Annotated in this window: 20 protein-coding genes; 10 read left to right on the top strand and 10 right to left on the bottom strand. The window is 54.6% G+C overall.

The features are described from left to right. The first annotated feature begins 87 nt into the window (after window positions 1-87). Window positions 88-990: a transcriptional regulator FeaR gene (feaR, locus tag HMPREF3142_RS20310; RefSeq protein ID WP_012968374.1), complete on the top strand. Its 903-nt coding sequence runs from the start codon at window positions 88-90 to the stop codon at window positions 988-990. Here the strand turns inward: feaR and HMPREF3142_RS20305 are convergent, their stop codons facing one another. Genes HMPREF3142_RS20305 through HMPREF3142_RS20295 form a run of 3 tightly spaced genes read right to left on the bottom strand, consistent with a single transcriptional unit; the run spans window position 991 to window position 4143 of the window. Further along, window positions 991-1314: a YdbL family probable chaperone protein gene (locus tag HMPREF3142_RS20305; RefSeq protein WP_070612500.1), complete on the bottom strand. Its 324-nt coding sequence runs from the start codon at window positions 1312-1314 to the stop codon at window positions 991-993. Between the two features lie 7 nt (window positions 1315-1321). Then, window positions 1322-1507, bottom strand: a complete 186-nt coding sequence (locus tag HMPREF3142_RS20300; RefSeq protein WP_012541949.1) for a YnbE family lipoprotein — start codon at window positions 1505-1507, stop codon at window positions 1322-1324. Further along, a complete protein-coding gene (locus tag HMPREF3142_RS20295) occupies window positions 1504-4143 on the bottom strand; it encodes a YdbH family protein (protein ID WP_070612498.1) in 2640 nt (879 codons plus the stop codon). Before HMPREF3142_RS20295 ends, HMPREF3142_RS20300 begins: the two co-directional genes overlap by 4 nt. A gap of 206 nt (window positions 4144-4349) precedes the next feature. Here HMPREF3142_RS20295 and HMPREF3142_RS20290 point away from each other — a divergent pair, with 206 nt between their 5' ends. The 3 genes from HMPREF3142_RS20290 to hslJ all read left to right on the top strand — a co-directional run bounded on the left by HMPREF3142_RS20290 (window position 4350) and on the right by hslJ (window position 6550). Continuing rightward, window positions 4350-4850: a DedA family protein gene (locus HMPREF3142_RS20290; RefSeq protein WP_004204015.1), complete on the top strand. Its 501-nt coding sequence runs from the start codon at window positions 4350-4352 to the stop codon at window positions 4848-4850. Between the two features lie 147 nt (window positions 4851-4997). Then, window positions 4998-5987, top strand: a complete 990-nt coding sequence (locus HMPREF3142_RS20285) for a 2-hydroxyacid dehydrogenase (RefSeq protein WP_008805143.1) — start codon at window positions 4998-5000, stop codon at window positions 5985-5987. Between the two features lie 122 nt (window positions 5988-6109). Beyond that, window positions 6110-6550 (top strand): heat shock protein HslJ, encoded by a 441-nt coding sequence (gene hslJ, locus HMPREF3142_RS20280; protein WP_008805144.1) that lies wholly within the window; start codon window positions 6110-6112, stop codon window positions 6548-6550. Between the two features lie 45 nt (window positions 6551-6595). On the opposite strand, the gene HMPREF3142_RS20275 is transcribed toward hslJ, so the two are convergent. Beyond that, window positions 6596-6859, bottom strand: coding sequence for a putative hemolysin (locus HMPREF3142_RS20275; RefSeq protein WP_070612496.1), 264 nt, complete (start codon window positions 6857-6859; stop codon window positions 6596-6598). A 362-nt stretch (window positions 6860-7221) separates the two neighbouring features. On the opposite strand from HMPREF3142_RS20275, the gene nifJ reads away from it, so the two are divergent. From nifJ to HMPREF3142_RS20250, 5 genes are all read left to right on the top strand, one after another. Beyond that, window positions 7222-10749 carry a pyruvate:ferredoxin (flavodoxin) oxidoreductase gene (gene nifJ, locus HMPREF3142_RS20270; RefSeq protein ID WP_070612494.1) on the top strand — a complete coding sequence of 1176 codons (3528 nt, stop codon included), beginning with the start codon at window positions 7222-7224 and terminating at the stop codon, window positions 10747-10749. Between the two features lie 358 nt (window positions 10750-11107). Continuing rightward, window positions 11108-12232, top strand: a complete 1125-nt coding sequence (ompK37, locus tag HMPREF3142_RS20265) for a porin OmpK37 (protein ID WP_070612492.1) — start codon at window positions 11108-11110, stop codon at window positions 12230-12232. A gap of 142 nt (window positions 12233-12374) precedes the next feature. Beyond that, a complete protein-coding gene (locus HMPREF3142_RS20260) occupies window positions 12375-12587 on the top strand; it encodes a KTSC domain-containing protein (protein ID WP_008805148.1) in 213 nt (70 codons plus the stop codon). Between the two features lie 82 nt (window positions 12588-12669). Then, on the top strand, window positions 12670-13104 hold the full coding sequence (gene uspF, locus HMPREF3142_RS20255; protein ID WP_070612490.1) for a universal stress protein UspF: 435 nt from the start codon (window positions 12670-12672) through the stop codon (window positions 13102-13104). 630 nt (window positions 13105-13734) lie between these two features. Further along, window positions 13735-14421, top strand: a complete 687-nt coding sequence (locus HMPREF3142_RS20250) for an SOS response-associated peptidase (RefSeq protein WP_070612488.1) — start codon at window positions 13735-13737, stop codon at window positions 14419-14421. 507 nt (window positions 14422-14928) lie between these two features. Here HMPREF3142_RS20250 and HMPREF3142_RS20245 read toward each other — a convergent pair. The 5 genes from HMPREF3142_RS20245 to HMPREF3142_RS20230 all read right to left on the bottom strand — a co-directional run bounded on the left by HMPREF3142_RS20245 (window position 14929) and on the right by HMPREF3142_RS20230 (window position 19505). Further along, window positions 14929-15681, bottom strand: a complete 753-nt coding sequence (locus tag HMPREF3142_RS20245; protein ID WP_070612486.1) for a hypothetical protein — start codon at window positions 15679-15681, stop codon at window positions 14929-14931. Window positions 15682-16105: 424 nt separating this feature from the next. Then, complete coding sequence (locus HMPREF3142_RS20240; RefSeq protein ID WP_070612484.1) at window positions 16106-17371, bottom strand: Y-family DNA polymerase; 1266 nt, start codon at window positions 17369-17371, stop codon at window positions 16106-16108. Window position 17372: 1 nt separating this feature from the next. Beyond that, the gene (locus HMPREF3142_RS20235) at window positions 17373-17792 is read right to left on the bottom strand and encodes a translesion error-prone DNA polymerase V autoproteolytic subunit (RefSeq protein WP_040219432.1); all 420 of its coding nucleotides are present in this window, start codon (window positions 17790-17792) and stop codon (window positions 17373-17375) included. Between the two features lie 661 nt (window positions 17793-18453). Next, window positions 18454-18876 (bottom strand): site-specific integrase, encoded by a 423-nt coding sequence (locus HMPREF3142_RS29975; RefSeq protein ID WP_032422722.1) that lies wholly within the window; start codon window positions 18874-18876, stop codon window positions 18454-18456. A 50-nt stretch (window positions 18877-18926) separates the two neighbouring features. Next, entirely contained in the window at window positions 18927-19505 is a 579-nt protein-coding gene (locus HMPREF3142_RS20230) for a recombinase family protein (RefSeq protein WP_064182669.1), read from the bottom strand. A 91-nt stretch (window positions 19506-19596) separates the two neighbouring features. Between HMPREF3142_RS20230 and HMPREF3142_RS20225 the strand changes: the two genes are divergently transcribed. After that, a complete protein-coding gene (locus tag HMPREF3142_RS20225; protein WP_064182647.1) occupies window positions 19597-21936 on the top strand; it encodes an SGNH/GDSL hydrolase family protein in 2340 nt (779 codons plus the stop codon). 34 nt (window positions 21937-21970) lie between these two features. Here HMPREF3142_RS20225 and HMPREF3142_RS20220 read toward each other — a convergent pair. After that, window positions 21971-22503, bottom strand: a 533-nt coding sequence (locus HMPREF3142_RS20220; protein WP_228706483.1) for a TBP family protein, incomplete at its 5' end; no start/stop codon positions are given.

The following is a 22503-nucleotide window of genomic DNA, read 5'->3' as shown; positions in this document are numbered from 1 at the left end:
TTCTTTCATATACCCGCCATCGCGGCCTTGCCTGAGGCGGCATAAATGCAACAATGCGGAAACATTGTTATTACAGGAGAAGGGCGAATGATGACCACGGCAGAGGGAGGGCTGGCGTACCAGCGCTGGCTGGCGACGATCAATCAGGTCTGCGGCCATTTCGCCGCCCGGCCGCTGGAGGGGCGCTTCCACGGCGAGATTGACGCCCGCTACGCCGGTAACCTCAAGGTCAGCACGGTCACCGCCGCCGGCGTTAATCTCTACCGCACACACAATGAGATAAAACGCGATAACGACGCCTGGTTCTACACCGTATTTCAGCTTGCCGGCGAAGCCATCATCGAACAGGACGATCGCCAGGTGACGCTGGCGGCAGGCGATATCACGTTAATCGACGCCGCCCGCCCCTGCTCGATTGTCTGGCAGCAGACCTCGCGTCAGGCCTCCCTGCTGCTGCCGCGCCAGCGGGTGGCGCCCACAGGCGACATCGCCACCGCCTGCCGGCTGGACAAATCCCTGCCAATGGTGCAGCTCAGCCAGCGACTGTTGCTGGAAAGCATGGGCGGCACGACACTCTCCGCCAGCGAGAGTGAAGCGGCGCTGGAGGCGATCGCCTGCCTGTTGCGCCCGGTGCTGCATCAGCGCGAGCCTGCCCCTTCCCGGCGGGAAAAGCAGTTTCAAAAGATTATTGCCTTAATCGATGCGTCCATTCAGTCGGAGCATTTGCGCCCGGAGTGGCTGGCCAGCGAGACGGGGATGTCGGTACGCAGCCTGTACCGGTTGTTTGCCGACAAAGGGCTGGTGGTGGCGCAGTATATTAAGAACCGGCGGTTGGACCTGTGTGCCAGGGCGTTACAGAACGCCCATGACGACGAAAAGCTGGCGGGGATCGGCTACCGCTGGGGCTTCAGCGACCACAGCCATTTCTCCACCGCCTTTAAGCAGCGCTTTGGCGTCTCGCCGGGCGAATACCGCAAGCGCTGCCGCTGATCATTTACGCCGCCACTGGCCGTTCAGCCCCTGGACGTACTCCCCGGGCTGAGCCCGGGCCACCAGCTTCTGCCCGGCCATTTTCGCCACTTCATCTACCGGCAGATTGTTGTCATCCGCCAGCCGCTGGTAGCTTTCGCTGCGCGCGGCGTTGATCTGCTTCACCAGCGCTAAGGTCTCTTTATCCTGGCGCAGCGGCGCCAGATAGCCGTTCAGCGTTTCCCCCACCCGCCCCTGCTGCCGCGCTTCGCTCAGGGTCAACGCCAGCGCGGGCGCGCTGAGTAAGGTCAGCGCCAGCGCTGCGCTTAACAGTCGTTTTCTCATCGTCGCCTCAGAACAGATCGCTGCGGGATTTCAGCAGATTTTCCACATCCTTATCGACCTTGATATGGATCTCATGCTCAATTTTGACATTCATATTAATGGTGATGGGCTCTTTCGATGCCGCAATTTCGATACGCGGCGTACAGCCGGCGAGCAGCATCGGCGCCACCATGGCCAGTAGCAACTTCTTCATTTAGGTTCCTTACATGTCTTACCGTCCGTACAGCGCCGCACGGGCAGCATGGCATTCTGTTCGAGCCACGCCTGTAAATTGTCGCCGAAGCGTAAACTGCGCCACAGGTCGAAAATATTCTCTTCATGAGCGTAGTTTAAATGCACGGTACTGCTTTTCCCGTCCACCCGGCTGGTACCGTTGATGGTGGCCTTAAGCGTCAACACGCCCAGATTGTCGAGGTTAATCCGCGTCCACGAGCGGGAGATCTCCATATAGCGCAGCCAGTTAATCGCCGCCCCGGCGGAGACATTGTCCGCCACCAGCGCATCGGCAGTGTCTTTATCCAGCCGCAGGGTCATCGGCCCGTCATTACGCAGCCAGCCGTCGTGGATGATCCATTGGTTGTTTTCCAGCCACAGCGGCAGCGCGCCGCTCACCGCCCCGGACATGGCGAACTGCTTCACCTTGACGGCGCTGGTGAGTTCGCTGCTGGAGATATGTTGCAGACGGATCAGCGCCGGGTCGCGCTGCGGCATACGCAGCTGCAGCAGCGTCAGCTTACCGCCTAACAGATCGACGCTGACGTCGCTGAGCTGCAGCGGATTGGCCTCACTCCACGGCCAGGTGCCCTGCAGGTCCGCCGTCAGATTGCGCGCGGTAACCTGGTTGACGATTTCGCCAATACGCAGGGAGACCGGACGGCGGGTGCCCAGCTGCCAGTGGCCGTCGCTGAAACGGAATGGCAGCACGAAGTCGACGCCGTTAATCTGATTGTCCGGCATCCAGGCGCTGCCGCCCTTCAGCACGCCGTGGCCGCCCGCCTCAAATCCCTGCCCGGCTGCTGCCGAAAAGGCCACCTGCGCATAGAGACTGCCTTCCCGCAGATTCATCTTCCAGTCCGGTGGCACCAGCGGCTGGAACACCGTCAGCGACTGTTTTGGCCACCATGCCTGGCCGCGCAGCCGTTCGCCATCCCAGCGCCCGGTCAGCCGCACCGGGCCAATGGTATCGGCGTGCAGGGCGCCGGTGAACTGGAACCACGTCGGGTCCCGGCCGTCGAGGGCAAATTTCAGCGTTGACGCCGGGAGATAGCTGCCGCCGGAGAAGGTGGTCTTTGCCGCGTCCAGCGACATCGCGCCGGTCAGCCGCGGGTGCTGGGCATCACGCAGCCAGCGGATCGGCTGCTCGAGCGTCAGACGCGGCGTACTGACCCGCATCGTGCCGTACTCGAGCTTATCGAAGCCGGTGGAGAGGCTGCTCAGGGTAATAGCATTGTCGCGCCACTCCCCGCTGCCCTTCACATCCCAGCGTGCCTGCATCGGGGTGAAGTGTCCCTCACCCCAGTAGCGCCATTGCCAGCGGCCGCTGTCGGGCAGAAAATCGCTCGCCTGACCGTCCAGATGCAGCGTAAAGTCGCCCATCTGCTGCTCATGGGCGCGGAGGATCGCCTGCAGGCGGCCATCGACGCCCTGCTGGGTCACTTTCACCCCAGCCAGCGGCCAGCGAATTTCATCAATATTCAGCGCATCGATCACCCGTCCGCGCGAACGCAGCAGCGCCCCGGGATGAAACGCCAGCTGTGGGCTGACCAGCGACCCGCTGAGCTGCGCCGGCAGCGCCGCGTAGAAGATCATCTCCCCCAGCTTGGCCTCGCCGGTGAGCCGCAGCGGCATGTCGCTGTTATCCATGCTTAGCTTGCCCGGACCGATATTCAGCACCGCGTTGCCTTTGCCGGCATGCCCCTCGGTGAGGACATTTAAGCGACCGCTGACGGTCATCTGCTCGGTCCCCTGCTGCCAGTTGCCCACCGACAGTGCGACGCGCCCGCTGAGCGGATAGTTCTGGTAGCGGGTGCGCCAGCGACCGTCGCTGATGGTGATCCGCTCCGGGGTGATCTCCCACGGCAGGTCCAGGATCGGCTCTACCTCGCCGCGCGGCGTCACCAGCAGCTGGCCGCGATTGTGCTGCCACTCGAGCTCGGCATCGATCCATTCCGCGGTTTGTGGAAATTCAAAGGTGCCCTGCATCTGGCCGTCGACCGGCAGACCATCCGGTACCAGCGGCAGGTGGAAGGTTCCCACCAGCTTCACCGGCGGCTGATCGTCAGTCAGCCGGGCGCTGAACTGGCTGACGGTGAGGGCCTGGCCGCGCAGGCGCGCCTGCAGACTCAGTTCCTTACCGGCAAAGCCGATGTCCTGCTGCACTGGCGTCAACGACATCACCAGCCGCCCCTGCCATTTCTCCCACGGCGACAGCCGCAGGTTATCAATCGTTAACCAACTGTAGGGCAACATCGATTGCCATTCGGCGAGGGTGCGCGGCGATCCCGGCGTGGGCTCGCTGGCCGGCAGTTTGCTCAGACAAGCGCTGTTGATGTCCAGCTGGCCAATATGCAGCCGCCAGCGGCTGGGACGCGAAAGGCGGGTATCGGTCACCCGGGCGAGTTCACAGTCGCCCACCAGATAGCGCAGGTCGGGGATCAGCAGAGCCGACCGCGTCAGACGCGGGCTCTCCTGCAACGAGATACGAGTGCCCACAGGCAGCCAGATGCCCGCCAGCGTCGGCACCCAGTGGGTCAGCGTCAACAGCAGCGTTAGCGGCAATAACACCAGCACTAACACCAGCGCGATGGCGGCTTTATATTTACCCTTCATGGGCAGTTAATATCCTGATTCAACATAAGTAAAAGCCGAATGGCGCCCATTGTGACACGTTCGACCAGTGAGTGAAAGTTTGCGACCTGTTAAAGCATAGTTGCCAGCCGGACTCGCGGCGCTGCGATCGGCCGTCATCATTTAGCTTTTGTTTAAGCAGCGCCTGCCACACTCCAGCCAGACAGAAATGGCTTGCGGGAGAAACCGTGTCGTTAATTATCTCGCTCATTGAGAGCGCACAGGGCCACTATCCATTGGTATTACTAATGGTTTTCCTGCTTACCTTCACTAAATCCTGCGCGCTGGTGTCGCTGGCGATCCCGGGCACCTCCGGTCTGCTGCTGTTGGGGACATTCGCTTCCGCCAGCCTCGGTCATTTCCTGTTAATGTGGTCCAGCGCCAGCCTCGGCGCCATCGGCGGATTCTGGCTCTCGTGGTGGTTAGGCGTTCGCTATCGTCACCGCCTCACACAGTTACGCTGGCTCACCGCCGAGCGGCTGGCCCGCAGCCGACTCTTTTTTCAGCGCCGCGGGCTGTGGGCGGTCTTTTTCAGTCGCTTCCTCTCTCCCCTGCGCGCCACCCTGCCCCTGGTCAGCGGCGCCAGCGGCCTGCCGCTGTGGTCGTTTCAGCTAGCTAACGTCAGCTCCGGTCTGCTGTGGCCGTTTCTGCTGCTCTCCCCCGGCGCTTTAAGCCTCAGTTTGTGGTGAAAAAACTTTGTCTTTCAAAGAGATTCCGCAAATCCGCGATATGCTCTAGAATTAGCATAAGCACCTGACACTTAAACTATTTTTTAATAATTGTACGATTATTTTAAATATGCTACCGTGACGTTATAATCACTGGAGAAAAGTCTTATGAAAATCGCGGTTTACAGTACGAAGCAGTACGATAAAAAGTACCTGCAGCACGTGAATGATACCTACGGCTTTGAACTGGAATTCTTCGACTTCCTGCTGACAGCGAAGACCGCCAAAACCGCCAACGGTTGCGAAGCGGTGTGTATCTTCGTCAATGACGACGGCAGCCGCCCGGTGCTGGAAGAGCTGAAGGCCCACGGCGTGAAGTATATCGCTCTGCGCTGCGCCGGATTTAACAACGTCGACCTCGAGGCGGCAAAGGAGCTTGGCCTGCGCGTGGTCCGCGTCCCGGCGTACTCGCCGGAAGCCGTCGCTGAGCATGCGATCGGTATGATGATGTCGCTCAACCGTCGCATCCACCGCGCCTATCAGCGTACCCGTGATGCCAACTTCTCCCTCGAAGGCCTCACCGGTTTCACCATGTACGGTAAAACCGCCGGGGTGATCGGCACCGGGAAAATTGGCGTGGCGATGCTGCGGATCCTCAAAGGTTTCGGCATGCGCCTGCTGGCGTTCGACCCGTACCCAAGCGCCGCCGCGCTGGAGCTGGGGGTGGAATATGTCGACCTCGCTACACTGTACAAGGAGTCGGACGTGATCTCCCTGCACTGCCCGCTGACCGACGAAAACTACCATCTGCTCAATCGCGAGGCGTTTGACCAGATGAAGGACGGGGTGATGGTGATTAACACCAGCCGCGGCGCGCTGATCGACTCCCAGGCGGCCATCGACGCCCTGAAGCACCAGAAAATTGGCGCGCTGGGGCTGGATGTTTATGAGAACGAACGCGATCTGTTCTTTGAAGACAAATCCAACGATGTGATCCAGGACGACGTTTTCCGCCGCCTCTCCGCCTGTCACAACGTGCTGTTCACCGGCCACCAGGCGTTCCTCACCGCTGAGGCGCTGATCAGCATTTCGGAGACCACCCTGGGCAACCTGCAGCAGGTCGCCAACGGCGAAACCTGCCCGAACGCCATCGTCTGATTCCTTTCCCTTTTGTGCTCCTCTCCCGGGGGGAGCACATTCAGATAATCCCCACAGATCCCCGCTGCGATACCGTTACACTGGCTTGGTTTTATTAGAAATGTGAATGTTTTGGAGTGAAAATGAACAAATTGGCGGCGCTACTGGCGGCAGGTATGCTGTTGTCCGGCTGTGTCTATAACAGTAAGGTGTCCACCGGCGCGGAACAGCTGCAGCATCATCGCTTCGTGCTGACCAGCGTCAACGGCCAGGCGGTCAACGCCGGCGACCGGCCGCTGGAGCTGAGCTTCGGCGAGAAGATGGCTATTACGGGCAAGATGTATGTTTCGGGCAATATGTGCAACGGTTTTAGCGGGGAAGGCAAGGTGTCGGACGGCGAGCTGAAGGTGAAGTCGCTGGCGATGACCCGGATGCTGTGCCACGATGCCCAGCTTAATACCCTTGACGCGACGATCGGCAAGATGTTGCGCGAAGGCGCGCAGGTCGATCTGACGGAAAACCAGTTGACGCTGGCGACCGCCGACCAGACGCTGGTCTATAAGCTCGCCGACCTGATGCATTAGCCGGCCTTGAGGTGCCGCTGACGCTGCCCCGCGACGGGGCCGCCGTTAGTAGCCGCAGCTGCCGCCCGCCAGCGCCTGCTCGCTGCAGCGTTTGCCGTTCGGCAGCGCGCACATGCCAATCGCCGAACCATCGAGCTGACGAGCCACCGATAACGAGCCGCCTACCATGGCGCAGTTGGCCTGACCGGCGTCGCTCATCGCCGCCCGCATGCCTGGCGTGACGTGCGCCGCCGTGGCCTGCTGAACGGGTTCACTACTGCACGCCGACAGCAACAGCGCCGCACAACCTACTAATATCGCAGCTCGCATTCTCTCTCCCCTCGGAAACGTCTTAAAAAAGCAAACCCCAGAATAATAGGCAGCGTGGCGGGCGGCGTCGAGGGGGGAAGTACGTATTTATGCGCCTCATTAACATTTTCTAGCAAATTTTCGCCGAAAGCTTGATCTGCTCCGGCCTGGACGCCGGGCGCACGTGATTCGATACTCGGCAGGAAGCCATTTTCTCCGCGAACCATGCAAAATATTGATCTGGTCACGGGTGGCCGGCGCATTGAGGACACAAATGCAAAAATGGCCGCGCCAACGGTTTGCTAAACTACCCCTTATATAATTACAGGGCGCGTCGCGGTTTCACGTGTCCATTCTTTTGCGCAATGTAAGGGTGTCTTCATATGATTACGATTGATGGTAATGGCGCGGTCGCTTCCGTCGCGTTTCGCACCAGTGAAGTTATCGCCATCTACCCGATCACGCCCAGTTCAACGATGGCGGAACAGGCCGACGCCTGGGCCGGCAATGGGCTGAAAAACGTCTGGGGCGATGTTCCCCGCGTGGTCGAAATGCAGTCGGAGGCAGGCGCCATTGGCGCCGTACATGGCGCGCTGCAGACCGGCGCCCTCTCCACCTCCTTTACCTCATCGCAGGGTCTGCTGCTGATGATCCCCACGCTGTACAAACTGGCCGGCCAGCTGATGCCGTTTGTGCTGCACGTCGCCGCCCGCACCGTCGCCACCCACGCGCTATCGATCTTCGGCGATCATTCCGATGTGATGGCCGTGCGTCAGACCGGTTGCGCCATGCTGTGCGCCAGTAGCGTCCAGGAGGCGCAGGATTTTGCGCTGATCTCGCATATCGCCACCCTGCAAAGCCGGGTGCCGTTTATTCATTTCTTTGATGGTTTCCGCACTTCGCACGAAATCAACAAAATCGCCCCGCTGGCGGATGACATCATTCGCGCCCTGCTACCGCAGGATAAAATCGCCGAGCATCGCCAGCGCGCGCTCAATCCGGAACACCCGGTGATCCGCGGAACCTCGGCCAACCCCGACACGTACTTCCAGTCCCGGGAGGCCACCAATCCGTGGTACGACGCGGTCTATGACCATGTTGAGACGGCGATGAACGACTTCGCCGCCGCCACCGGCCGTCAGTACAAACCGTTTGAGTTTTACGGCCACCCGCAGGCAGAGCGCGTGATCGTCATTATGGGTTCGGCCATCGGTACCTGCGAAGAGGTGGTTGATGAACTGCTGAGCCGCGGCGAGAAAGTCGGCGTGCTGAAAGTGCGCCTCTATCGCCCGTTCTCCGCCGCCCACCTGCTGGCAGCGTTGCCGGAGAGCGCCCGGGCGGTAGCGGTGCTCGATCGCACCAAAGAGCCTGGCGCGCTTGCCGAGCCGCTGTATCTCGATGTGATGACCGCCCTGGCGGAAGCCTTTAACCGCGGCGAGCGCGAGACGCTGCCGCGCACCATCGGCGGCCGCTATGGCCTCTCCTCCAAGGAGTTCGGCCCGGAATGCGTGCTGGCGGTATTTAGTGAACTGCAGTCCGCTCAGCCGAAGCCACGCTTTACCGTCGGTATCTATGATGACGTGACCAATCTGTCGCTGCCGCTGGGAGAAAATACCCTGCCAGCAGAGGCCAAGCTCGAGGCCCTGTTCTACGGTCTCGGCAGCGATGGCAGCGTGTCAGCCACCAAAAACAACATCAAAATCATCGGCAACTCGACCCCGTGGTTCTCACAGGGCTATTTTGTCTATGACTCGAAGAAAGCGGGCGGCCTCACCGTCTCGCATCTGCGCGTGAGCGAAAAACCGATTCGTTCATCGTATCTGATTTCGCAGGCTGATTTCGTCGGCTGCCACCAGCTACAGTTTATCGATAAATACCAGATGGCCGAGCGGCTGAAGCCCGGCGGTATTTTCCTGCTTAACACGCCGTACGGCGCCGATGAGGTCTGGTCTCGCCTGCCGCAGGAAGTCCAGGCCACCCTGAATCAGAAAAAAGCGCGTTTTTACGTGGTCAACGCGGCGAAAATCGCCCGCGAGTGCAGCCTCGGCGCGCGCATTAATACCGTGATGCAGATGGCGTTCTTCCATCTCACCCGCATCCTGCCGGGCGACAGCGCGCTGGCGGAACTGCAGGCAGCCATCGCCAAAAGCTACAGCAGCAAAGGCCAGGAGCTGGTGGAACGCAACTGGCAGGCGCTGGCCCTGGCCCGGGAATCGCTGGCGGAAGTGCCGCTCCAGCCAGTGAACGCCAGCAGTCCGAACCGCCCGCCGGTGGTCTCCGACGCTGCGCCGGATTTCGTCAAAACGGTCACCGCCGCGATGCTGGCCGGCCTCGGCGATGCGCTGCCGGTCTCCGCCCTGCCGCCGGACGGCACCTGGCCCATGGGCACCACGCGCTGGGAGAAACGCAATATCGCCGAAGAGATCCCCATCTGGAAGGAAGCGCTGTGTACGCAGTGCAACCACTGCGTCGCCGCCTGCCCGCACTCGGCGATCCGCGCCAAAGTGGTCGCGCCGGAAGAGATGGAGAACGCCCCTGCCAGTCTGCACTCGCTGGACGTCAAATCCCGCGATATGCGCGGACAAAAATACGTTCTGCAGGTCGCCCCGGAAGACTGCACTGGCTGCAACCTGTGCGTTGAAGTGTGCCCGGCGAAAGATCGCCAGAACCCGGAGATCAAGGCCATCAATATGATGTCGCGCCTGGAGCATGTGGAAGAGGAGAAGGTCAATTACGATTACTTCCTCAACCTGCCGGAAATCGACCGCACAAAACTGGAGCGGATTGATATTCGCACCTCGCAGCTGATCAGCCCGCTGTTTGAATACTCCGGCGCCTGCTCCGGCTGTGGCGAAACGCCGTATATCAAACTGCTGACCCAGCTGTATGGCGATCGGATGTTGATTGCCAATGCTACCGGCTGCTCCTCCATTTACGGCGGCAACCTGCCCTCGACGCCGTATACGACCGACGCCAACGGCCGCGGCCCGGCATGGGCCAACTCGCTGTTTGAGGATAACGCTGAATTCGGGCTCGGCTTCCGCTTAACCGTCGACCAGCACCGTCAGCGCGTGTTGCGCCTGCTAAGCGAATTTGCCGACAAACTGCCGGCAGAGTTGAACGCGGCGTTACATGCCGAGGCGACGCCGGAAGTACGCCGCGAACAGGTGGCGGCCCTGCGCCAGGCGCTGGCCGGCGTGGACGGCGCTGAAGAGCTGCTGACCGATGCTGACGCGCTGGTGGAGAAATCCGTCTGGCTGATCGGTGGCGACGGCTGGGCCTACGATATTGGCTTCGGCGGTCTGGATCATGTGCTGAGCCTGACGGAAAACGTCAACATTCTGGTGCTGGATACCCAGTGCTACTCCAACACCGGCGGCCAGGCGTCAAAAGCCACCCCGCTGGGGGCAGTCACCAAGTTTGGCGAACACGGTAAACGCAAGGCGCGCAAAGATCTGGGCGTCAGCATGATGATGTACGGTCATGTCTATGTGGCGCAGATTTCGCTGGGCGCGCAGCTGAACCAGACGGTGAAAGCGATTCAGGAAGCGGAAGCCTATCCGGGACCGTCGCTGATCATCGCCTACAGTCCTTGCGAAGAGCACGGCTACGATCTGGCGCTCAGCCACGATCAGATGCGTCAGCTGACCGCCACTGGATTCTGGCCGCTCTACCGCTTCGACCCGCGTCGCGCCGACGAAGGCAAACTGCCGCTGGTGCTGGATTCTCGTCCGCCGTCCGACGCGCTGGCCGAGACGCTGCTAAACGAGCAACGCTTCCGTCGCCTGAACGCCCAGCAGCCGGAGGTGGCGGAGCAGTTGTGGAAAGACGCCGCCGCCGATCTGCAGAAACGGTATGACTTCCTCGCCCAGCTGGCCGGCAAAGCGGAGAAATCACCGAGCGAAGGCTAAGGTTATTTTCCATCCTGCAGCCATAAAAAAAGCCCGAACATGTTGTTCGGGCTTGTCGTTTTACCGATAAACAAAATCATTCCGCAGAATGAGACGGCAACAATAAATAATTGGCATGACAATAAAGGCATATAACGCGCGAATAATACGTGATTATCCTGGGCATGTATAATTTTTATTTTGTATATTATCCACGGATATATTCAACATAATTATCACCATTTCTTTGGTATTATTTATTTTAGATTTTACTTATATCGTAACAATTGAGTCTTACCATATCTCAGACCGCTCCTTTAGCATGAGTTCACTTCCTTCCCGGAAGCTAAAACATAAAAACAGTTAAAGGAATTTCTTCATGAAAAGAAAAGTACTGGCCCTCGTTATTCCGGCTTTATTAGCCGCCGGTGCCGTCCATGCGGCGGAAATTTATAATAAAGACGGAAATAAATTAGATCTCTATGGCAAGGTAGACGGTCTGCACTATTTCTCCAGCGACTCGAAAAAAGACGGCGATCAAACTTATTTGCGTTTCGGCTTTAAAGGCGAAACCCAGATCAACGATATGCTCACCGGTTACGGCCAGTGGGAATACAACGTTCAGGCCAACAATACCGAAAGCGCCGGCGATCAGGCGTGGACCCGTCTGGCATTCGCGGGTATCAAAGTGGGTGATTACGGCTCCTTCGACTACGGTCGTAACTACGGCGTGCTGTACGACGTCGAAGGCTGGACCGATATGCTGCCGGAGTTCGGCGGCGACTCCTACACCTATGCGGATAACTTTATGGCAGGCCGCGCCAACGGCGTCGCGACCTACCGCAACAGCGATTTCTTTGGCCTGGTGGAGGGTCTGAACTTTGCCCTGCAGTATCAGGGTAAAAACGAAGGTCAGAACGCGCAGGATATCAACGTCGGCACCAATAACCGCAGCAGCGACAGCGATGTTCGCTTCGACAATGGCGATGGCTTCGGTCTCTCCACCTCTTATGACTTCGGCATGGGCATCAGCGCGGCAGCGGCCTACACCTCTTCTGACCGTACCAACGATCAGATGACCCAGACCAACGCCCGCGGCGATAAAGCCGAAGCCTGGACCGCCGGCCTGAAGTACGACGTCAACGATATCTACCTGGCGACCATGTACTCAGAAACCCGCAATATGACCCCGTACGGCAATGACGGCGTGGCCAATAAAACGCAAAACTTCGAAGTCACCGCGCAGTATCAGTTCGACTTCGGCCTGCGTCCGGCCATCTCCTACCTGCAGTCCAAAGGCAAAGATCTCTATAATAACGGCCGCTACGCCGATAAAGATCTGGTCAAATATATGGACGTTGGCGCTACCTATTACTTCAACCGTAATATGTCTACCTACGTTGATTACAAAATCAACCTGCTGGATGACAACGACAGCTTCTACAAAGACAACGGTATCTCTACCGACAACATCGTCGCCCTGGGCCTGGTTTACCAGTTCTGATGCGCCAGCCCGCCGGTTCCGGCGGGCTTCTTCCTCCCGCCGTACAGTAGATAAAACAAAACAATATATCCCGCTGGTTAAAATAGCCGTCCATTTAGTGATATAGTCGTGCTCAGTCAGTGCTTGCCCGAGGACGTCCACCATGCATCATCACCCGGTAAAATCATCCCGAATTATCTCTGTCGCCTACGATGACGCCTCCGCCACACTGGAAATCTATTTTTATCACCAGCCGCCGTTGCAATATACCGGCGTGCCACCGCGTATTTTCCGCGATTTTTTACAGGTGGTGTCAAAAGGACGATTTTATGACGGCGTGATCAAAGGGAAATTCCCCGAACGCAAGCCACGTTAATGTCAAAGTGTGACCACGGTCATGATACAAAACGTGCTCTAATGCCGTACAATGTGAGGGGATACTTAAACAGGAGGTTTTTATGAGCAGAATGATTCTTGTCCCTATCGATATCTCTGATAAAGAATTTACTGAACGCATTATCAGTCACGTTGAATCGGAAGCACGGATTGACGACGCCGAGGTCCATTTCCTCTCCGTGATCCCTTCCCTGCCCTATTATGCCTCACTGGGAATGGCTTACACCGCTGAACTGCCGGGTATGGATGAGCTGCGCGAAGGAACGGAAACGCAGCTTAAACAGATCGCCAAACAATTTTCCATCCCGGAAGATCGGATGCATTTTCACGTCGCCGAAGGGTCGCCAAAAGATAAGATCCTCGCGCTGGCCAAGTCGCTACCCGCCGACCTGGTGATCATCGCGTCGCACCGGCCAGATATCACCACCTATCTGCTGGGCTCCAACGCCGCCGCGGTGGTCCGCCACGCCGAGTGCTCAGTCCTGGTGGTGCGTTAACGCCACAGCCCGCCGCCCGGCGGGCTTTTTATTTCCGCTTACACCGCCTCCGCCTGCCTGCCCGCAGCGGAAAGTGCCGGAAAGATGCTGACATTCCGCCCCTGAATCCGTACCATACACGCCACGGTTGTCTGTCAGACCTCATTAATTGCTACGCGCCAGCGCCACGTTGTCCAGGCTGGCAGAACGCGTGCTCTTCTGATGCCACACTATGAATTGAGCCACTATTACATGCTGCAAAATCAAGAAATCAGTAAAAAAGAAAAATACAACATCGATAAGTTGCCCAAATAATTCCAAGCCCCTGAATTTATTAATTTTATATTGTATTACAGTCAGTTATTACCCCATGCGAACAACGCCAACCGACGCAAGCCTACGAATTTAATGCCCTTTTTTGCCCCTTTTTCTTATCCGATGCCCCTTCTATGCCCCTCTTTTGCGAGCAGCTTTCCAGAAAGAAAAAGTGCATGTTTACGACAATATCCTCCCATGACATCATCTCCTGCGTTAATCATGTAATTTTCGGTGCGCACCACTCTTTCATGATAACGGCCTTCCCTAGGAAAACCCATCAGTTGGCCATCACTAGCAACGTCTATACTTTCAGTCTGAAGACTGGAGGCAACCATGTGCGGACGCTTTGCTCAATCACAAACCCGTGAAGAATATTTGGCATACCTGGCGGATGAAGCAGAGCGCGACATCGCATACGACCCTGAGCCAATTGGGCGTTACAACGTGGCACCTGGGACTAAAGTTTTGCTCCTGAGCGAACGTGATGAGCAACTGCATCTCGATCCCGTTCACTGGGGTTACGCACCAGGGTGGTGGGATAAACCACCGCTGATTAATGCCCGGGTGGAGACCGCAGCCACCAGCAGGATGTTTAAACCGCTTTGGCAGCACGGTCGAGCCATCTGTTGCTCTGATGGATGGTTTGAATGGAAAAAGGAAGGTGACAAGAAGCAGCCCTATTTCATTCATCGTGCTGATGGCCAGCCAATATTCATGGCAGCGATCGGCAGCGTGCCTTTTGAGCGCGGCGACGAAGCCGAAGGGTTTTTGATAGTGACCGCTGCGGCCGATCAGGGGTTGGTCGATATTCACGACCGCCGGCCGCTGGTTCTGACGCCGGAAGCAGCACGCGAATGGATGCGCCAGGATATAGGCGGAAAGGAAGCCGAAGAGATAGCAGTCGACGGAGCAGCGCCCGCCGACAAGTTTATCTGGCACGCCGTGACGCGTGCCGTGGGTAATGTGAAAAATCAGGGGCCAGAATTAATTGAGGCTATCGAGCCCCCAATAAATACGTAATGTCCGCAATGTGCCAAAACCGGACGTTGCTAACACCAATAAGTAAAACATTTTTCGTGATACCACTCATGCTATTGGTCCTGGCTCCGAATATGCTCCAGTCATAATCAGGAATAACCGGTTTCAGTCTTGACAATGAGATAGGGGACATCGAACCTTGCGCTGCTACAAAGCTAAGTAACACAGGATTTAATTTAAACACAGTATTTTCCTCAAATGAGAAATATAATTTCGTGCCACAGTAATTCGCTGCGCAAGAAGTCAAACTGCTTATATAAATTGTTTAAAAAATTTAATTCTTGTCATCTGGCGTAATGAACATCTACGTATTGCGAAAGAAAAATCTAGTAAGGTTAGGGTTAGGGTTAGGGTTAGGGTTAGGGTTAGGGTTAGGGAATTGTGAGATAGGAGGTGGGTTTAGGGATTTGGCTATATAAGGAATTGAATAGAATGGCTCTAAATATAAGAGCCATCACAATACAAAGCACGCTACATTAAAAAATAAAATTAGCCATCATCTTGAATAGCACAAATACAATTTGCTAGCCGTGTCGGTTTTAAAAGTCGATAAGCATATTTCTCTTTTAAACTCTGAATATGCCCTACCAATGTGTATCCACTACGTCTTGATAAGTTACTTTTTAAATCGGATTCAACTTTAGTATAGTCTTTCACAAAAGCATTGTTTGGTGACTCAATCATAGCTTCTATAATATCAGCTAACCCTTTAAAACCCATTTTTAAATTATCTAGAGCGACGACATTTAACTCTTCAATGGCTAGCGTCAAGTCAGAACTTATATCTGTTACACTATCACCTTGAAAAGCGACTACCCATTGCCCATGAGCAATCCTATTCCTGAGTGTGCTTGGTGTTTTCACATAGTCAATGATTAATTTTTTAATATAAATCTCAGCAGAAGATAATTGAACAGAATTGAATGTTGGCGCTGATAAAACTTTAGCCTTAGCTAGTTTTAAGCATCTACGCCATTTAGCTTCCATTCCTTTTATTTTTTTTATATCCTCTATTTCGCTTAATTCAAAACCATAAGGTGTATGAATTAATTTTGAGAATAACGCTTCAGTCCAGGCAGAATAAATTAGCGAAAGAGTTTTCGTATGGATTCTTGCCTCGGTATCTCGATCATTTTTTAAGGCAAGATTCAAACTAATCTTAGCGATGCGCCAAGCGCGATCCAATTCTTTTACGTTCTTTGTTTGGGATTGGAACACGATAAGTTGTTGGGCTCTATCCATAACGCGCCTTAGGATGAAATTTACGACTCACAAGTATGGAAAAAACACTTAGAAAATATTTTTTCCATACCTGGAATTGAACCAGGAACCTCCTTCAAACCTCAATAGATCCAGATTTAAAGGCGCTCTACCAAATTTGAGCTATATGGGCATATGCATGATTACAAGCATGTTAAGTTTTGTCAAGTTTTTTGTCGGCAACCCAATGTTCAGCCATATAATGGCTGTAATCGACTAATGCATGAGTAGGAAATTCAGACTGATAGCTATCATCAAAGCTATAAAATAAAGCTAGCTGTGCTGATCTGCTTCCTGTTGTTTAATACGCCACGTTTTAAGTAATAACTTCATCATACTGCGAATGTCTTCTCCTCGCTCTAAGCGGACTGTAGTAGCAGCATGACCACTACCGTTAATAGTCGAATCATCTAACTTTGAGCAGGTCACAGACCCTCGTAGTATAGCGCGGGGATAGCATTTCTCGTTTCATCTGCCAGGCGGTCTGGATCCCCTGCCCTGCAAAATATAGAGTCCCTCTTCCGTCTTTCGCATTGAGATGGTCAAGTACTTCCATGAGCTTTTCACTGTTCTTTCGTGGTGCATTATCATCGAAGAGGTTGAGCTGCGCTACGCCCTGGCTGTAGAAATCCCCAAGCATCACGCCTGCTTTCTGATAGCGATGCCCGTCTCGCCAGATTGCGTCGAGGCATTTTGTCGCCGCAGTGATTATGTCCCGGCTATCCTGGGTTGGGGTAAGCAATTTTAACGATGCACTGTTTCCGTAATACGGTTCATTCAGCGCAAAGGGGCTGGTTTTGACAAAAGCGGAAATAAATCTGCAATACTGATGCTCACCACGGAGTTTCTCCGCAGCGCGCGATGCGTATGAACATATAGCCTGCCTCATTTCATGGTATTCCGTGATACGACCGCCGAACGAACGGCTGCAAACGATTTCCTGCTTTACCGGCGCAAATTCTTCCAGCCCAAGGCAGGATTCACCACGCAGTTCCCGCACAGTTCTTTCCAGCACGACGTTAAAATGTTTTCGGATAAAATGAATGTCCGTATCGGCTAACTTAAGCACCGTGTCTATCCCCATGGACTCCAGTTTTTTACTGATACGGCGCCCAACTCCCCAAACCTCATTCACCGGCAGCAAAGACATCAACTTTCTCTGCCGTTCCAGGTTCGACAAATCAACCACGCCTCCGGTCTGCCGCTGCCACTGTTTCGCGGCGTGATTGGCCAGCTTCGCCAGGGTTTTAGTCTGGGCTATGCCGACGCCGACCGTGAGGTGCGTCCGGCGCAGAACCGTCTCGCGAATTTCCCTGCCGAAGTCGGTAAGGTCGCGACAGTTACGAACTCCAGTCAGATCGCAAAATGCCTCATCGATACTGTAAATTTCGCAGCGCGGAGAGAGCTCTTCCAGCGTGGTCATCACACGATTGGACATATCGGCATAGAGCTCATAGTTGCTACTAAACGCGATAATGCCGTGCCGGCGAAACATGTCCTTTTGTTTGAAGTACGGCTCCCCCATTTTGACGAAGGGCTTCGCCTCAGCGGAACGAGCAATCACACACCCGTCGTTATTGGAAAGGACGACTACTGGCCGCCCTTTCAGGTCAGGACGAAACACCGTCTCACACGATGCGTAAAAGGAGTTCACATCGCAAAGCGCAAACATCTTAGCCAGCCGATTTGATGATGTAAGTTACGACGCCGAACACATCGAGAGTATCCTCACTACCGACGACTATTGGGGAATACGCGCTATTCATTGGGTTAAGCTGAACCCGCGGTTGCAACTGCAGCTTCTTAACCGTGAATTCCCCATCTACAGCGGCAATGACAATATCACCATGGACTGCGGTCCTTGAACTATCCACGACCAGAAGATCCCCCTCACCAATGCCCGCATCTTTCATGCTATCACCGGCAGCTTTGACAAAATACGTCGCGCTGGGGTGGTTAACCAGCAGCTCGTTCAGGTCGATACGCTGCTCAACATAATCCTGCGCTGGACTAGGAAAGCCGCACTGCACAAGGTCACTGTACAACGGGAGCAGCATGATCTGGCGTAACTCAACGGGCGTGTAGAACTGCATAATAAACTCGCTCACAAAATACTGTTTTTATATACAGTAGTTTCATTCACTAATCTGATCAATAGAGGTTTCAACTATCAATCAGGAGCACAGAGGGGGGAAACCAGTCACCTTTGAGCCCCTGATATTGGTTTCACTTAGTGATTATGTTGTCTATGTGCCAGCTATGAACTATCTTTTCTCAAAACCTGCTACTGCAAAATGGATATAAGATGTCACAGACGGACTTGCTGATTGTTGTTTTTACGCTGGGCATTTTAGCCTTTGGCTATTCCATATGGTTCATTTCGAACAGAATACTCTGCTCAATATTTCATAGACTTAGAAAGAATGTATGAATTGGGATGGTATAGACCCAAATTCATGGTCCTTGCTCCTCGACGTCGGAAGGTACTTACAGATCATCTTCGCTCTTAACCTATCACATCGGCACCTACTCCATGATGTAACAGCTCGGACCAGAAATATCTGGAAGCTTTAGGCATATTCCTGGAAGATAGACTAGCGCAAAGACGCACACAGCAATGATGTTATGTAGTATTTTCCCCTTGAGTGTGCCTGCTCAGGGGGATTTTTTATCGCCGTATTGTACCGGCAAATATTTGTAAATAGTCTTCACCCCCACGCCTGTCACATCGGCCACACGCGACTGGACAGGCGGTTAGTCCGGTATGTTTCTCGCGCTACTACTGCTTACGTTAACGTCTGGTAATGATCTAGCGGCGCGACGTAAAGCGGCGTTGAAAGCAATTATAGTGACCGGCCGGCGTCGGTACTTCACACGGTTAGAATGACTCTGAAATAAAAAAACATCTTCTGGATAGCGTTCTCTTCTACGAGCAATGATCCCCTCCACTGGAGGGGTTGATTCAACACGTAGCTCCTTCAGGTGACCCTGTTTTCGTATCAGTATCAAGCCATCATCAATATCATCATATCGAATACTCAGCAGCCTTCCAGCGCTTAAACCTGTGTGAAAAATTAACGCCCACAAGTCTGCCCATGTATCTGAGATGGAAACAAGATTGCTGTTAATAGTTAAAAATTGTTCAAAACTTATTGTTTTCTTACCGTTCACGAACAAACCAAACTGTTTTCAAAACTGAAAGTACTTATTATCTCAAATGTTACATATCACGGGAAGGGCAGGAATCCTTGATCGCGGACGGCAGCAGGAAAGTATTTGTAGATCGTCTTCACCCTCACCCCTATCACATCTGCGATCTGTTGACGGGTAGCGCCGTTCTCCAGCATTCTGCGGCACCGCTCCACCACTACTTCAGTCATTACCCGGCGGCGGCCGCCGACTCTCCCCTGCTCCCTCGCAGCGGCTAAACCGGCTCGGGTACGTTCGACGATCAGCTCGCGCTCCATTTCCGCCAGGGCGCTCATGACGTGGAAGAAAAAACGGCCTGCTGGCGTACTGGTATCGATGCTGTCGGTCAGACTGCGGAAATTTACCCCGCGAGCCTGCAGCTCCGACACGAGCGTAATCAGATCGCGCACGCTGCGGCCCAGCCTGTCCAGCTTCCACACCACCAGCACGTCCCCCGCTCGGAGTCGCCGCATCGCGCGTTTTAGCCCTGGCCGCCTGGCATTCTTCCCACTGGCCGTGTCTTCAAAAACCAGCTCACATTCTGCGCGGATCAGCGCATTTTTCTGTAAATCGAGGTTTTGATCCCCTGTAGAGACGCGTGCATAGCCAATCAGCATGTTGTAACCCTTTGAAATAGCTGATTGTAAAAAGCTCCGCTCTTTCGCTCAAACCCTCGTTTGGGCGAACGCCTTTTTTGGAGCAAAAAACATGGCCGAACTTAACCCGCCACTGGGCACGACGACGCCGGAAATATTCATGGACAACGTTAAGCGCGCTGACGAGCTGGTTAACGGTCCGGCCGGAACGGTTGACGACCGCGGCGGTGAACCACTCGATACCTGGCGCCAGATGATGGCGAAAAACGATGAGGTCAGGCAAAACCTGATCCCGCTCAGTAAGCAATACCAGACGCTGGCAGCGGCGCAGGCGGATATCGCGAATATTCCGGTGGGGTCGACCACGTATTACCGTAGCCCGGATGACAACGCGTTAGCTGTAGAAGTGATCAATAACGCCGGTACGCTGCAGCCTACCGGGCGGAAAATGCCATCTTATTCTTCGCTACGCGGGGCGAACATTCTGTTTGATGCTCTGAATGAATATTCAGCAAATGATCCTAAATTCGGTGCGTGGGACTGGTATCGCGGAGCAGTGATCACCTTCAGCACTACTGATGCCAATATTTCGTTACCGACTCCAGTGGCACAGTATTCCGGCGTATGGTCTGCAGATAAATATTATGACCTTGCCCGCCTGCCTGTAAGGGTTGGTGATAAGTTAACCTTTTCCGTGCTGGCGTGGTTCCAGAATGCCGGTGCTAAGTTCCATATTTTCTGGATGTCCACCGCTGGCGCTGTTATTTCGTCTAAATCTCAGCTTGCTCTGGCCTCCGGTATAAATACGCCGGTTATCACAGATGTCATTCCATCCGGCGCATCCTACGTCAGGATCCGGGTTGAAAATACTACGGCAGGGATATTTAAGGTCGGTGCTTATGCTGCTGCGTTGGGGGCTATTCAGCCTGATTTTGTTCGCGCCACGCCGGATAAAACTTATCTGTCAGCCGTCATATCATCCGGTATTTCGGGGTTAACATCACGCGTCGATGCGCTGCAGGGGGCTATCTCTGTTGGTTATGCTTATGCAGCTGCCTGGCAAGTCGGGAAATTTATCAACCCAACTACAGGGGCCATCACTGATAACTCTGCGCTGAACTGCGCAATCATTCCGCATTCCGACGGGGATGGCTGGCTGGTGACAGCCCTTGTGACAGGATCGGCGACTGCTCTGGCCGTGTACATGAACAGCGCCGGGATGGTATTGGGTGTTGAAGGGCGGGGAACGGCAACCCCGCAGCAGTATACAAATTATCGTCTGAACGTTCCTGCCGGGACAACACAGATCGGTATAACCGGTCGTAACTCTGCGGAAATTGCTGTTAAAAAACTTGCTGTCGTTGAGACGGCCACAGTTCTGGCATCGATCGATTCTCTGGATGTCAGGGTACAGACAATAGAGGACTCTCTTGTATATGATTTTATTAAACAGGACGTCACGATTACCTCAGGAGCATATATAAACCGTGCTGATGGCAGTGTGGTGGTAAATGCTGCATTTGACTGTGCAATTTTTAATTACACAGCAGGAGACCGCTGGAAAGTCACAGCAAGGGTTAACGGCAGTGGAGTTTCTCTCGCGGTGTATATGAACAGCGCCGGGACGGTTATCGGCACCGAAGGGAACGGTACTACAGAATCGGTGGACTACACCGATTACGAACTTACCCCGCCGACCGGCACGGCTAAAATTGGTATCACCACCCGTATTGCCATCCCGATTATTGCCAAAAAATATGTTGTTGTGCCTGGCGGCGGTGCGGTCAGCCCGTGGTCAGGAAAAAAAATCGATGTCATGGGTGACAGCAACGTTGCCTATAACAAATGGCAGCCACTGGTTGCAAGTGAGCTTGGTTGTTCTTTCCTGAACCACGGCGTTGGCGGTTCGAAAATTGCCAAGCCGGACAGCTCATCAACGCAAATCAGCATGTGCGATGATGTGCGAATTAATGCCCTTGATACATCGGCAGCGGCGTGGATTTGCGGGCCGTGGGGGACAAATGACTTTGCGCAAAATATTCCGATTGGGAATATCTCCGATACAGTCAACACCACCGTTTACGGCGCGCTGAACATCATCGCTCAGAAGCTGCGTGCGCGAGCTCCAACAAAACCTATCCTGTGGGCCACGCCGTTCAATGGCGACTATGATTCGCCACGGTCAGCAGCATGGGCTGACGGCGAAACAAACGGATATGGGAGGGTTTCTGACTATGCGGCGGCGATCCGCGCCGTGGCGTTGCGATACGGTTTCCCACTGATTGATCTGAACGCGGATTGCGGCTGGACGAAATTCAACAGCACCAGTTTTTTGTTAACCGAGGGGGATACAAATCCGTCCCGTATCCACCTCAACGCTGACGCGGGACCTGCGCGAATTTCCTCACTGGTAACAGATCGACTCACTGCTCTCCAAAAACTGGTAGGTTAGTTACTCGTACCCCCCCGGTAAATTCCGGGGTGGGCTACAGTACAACGCCCACGGCGTTCGCCCAAGCAGTCCACTGTACTCCTGCTTTTGTAATCTCATCATCGGTCAACGCGACATTATGTAACGCAGACATTCTGTGAATCCCGGCGTTTGTCAGGTCAGGCTGGTAACTGCCGCCGATCCGCAATTTTGCCCCCAGGTCTGCCGGATCGCCCATGTCTGTCGTTTTCTCTGCCGACAGCACCTTGTTCAGGATTTTGAAATCCATTTTCTGGCCTGATTTAAAGCGTGCAGCCAACAAATAGTTTGTGTTTGCCTGCAACCCGCCGAGTGCAACTGTGCGCTGCGTCGATGTACTCCCGTTGATAGTGTTTACCGAAAAGTTCAGAGTCATGCTCGTTGCCCCGGGCTGCGTCCTGATAACCACACCTGATGTAGTACCAGACCCCGATTGCCGGGGGCCCTGGAAGTTACTCAGGAGTAAAATCTGGGACAGCGTCGGGCAGTTGAAGATGGTGAAAAAAGTAAAATCAAGAGACTGAAGAATACCCGTATCAAGCAATGTGC

The organism is Klebsiella sp. HMSC16C06 (assembly GCF_001808325.1).
Classification (GTDB): Bacteria; Pseudomonadota; Gammaproteobacteria; order Enterobacterales; family Enterobacteriaceae; genus Klebsiella; species Klebsiella variicola.
This window is presented reverse-complemented; position numbering and strand designations above follow the sequence as displayed.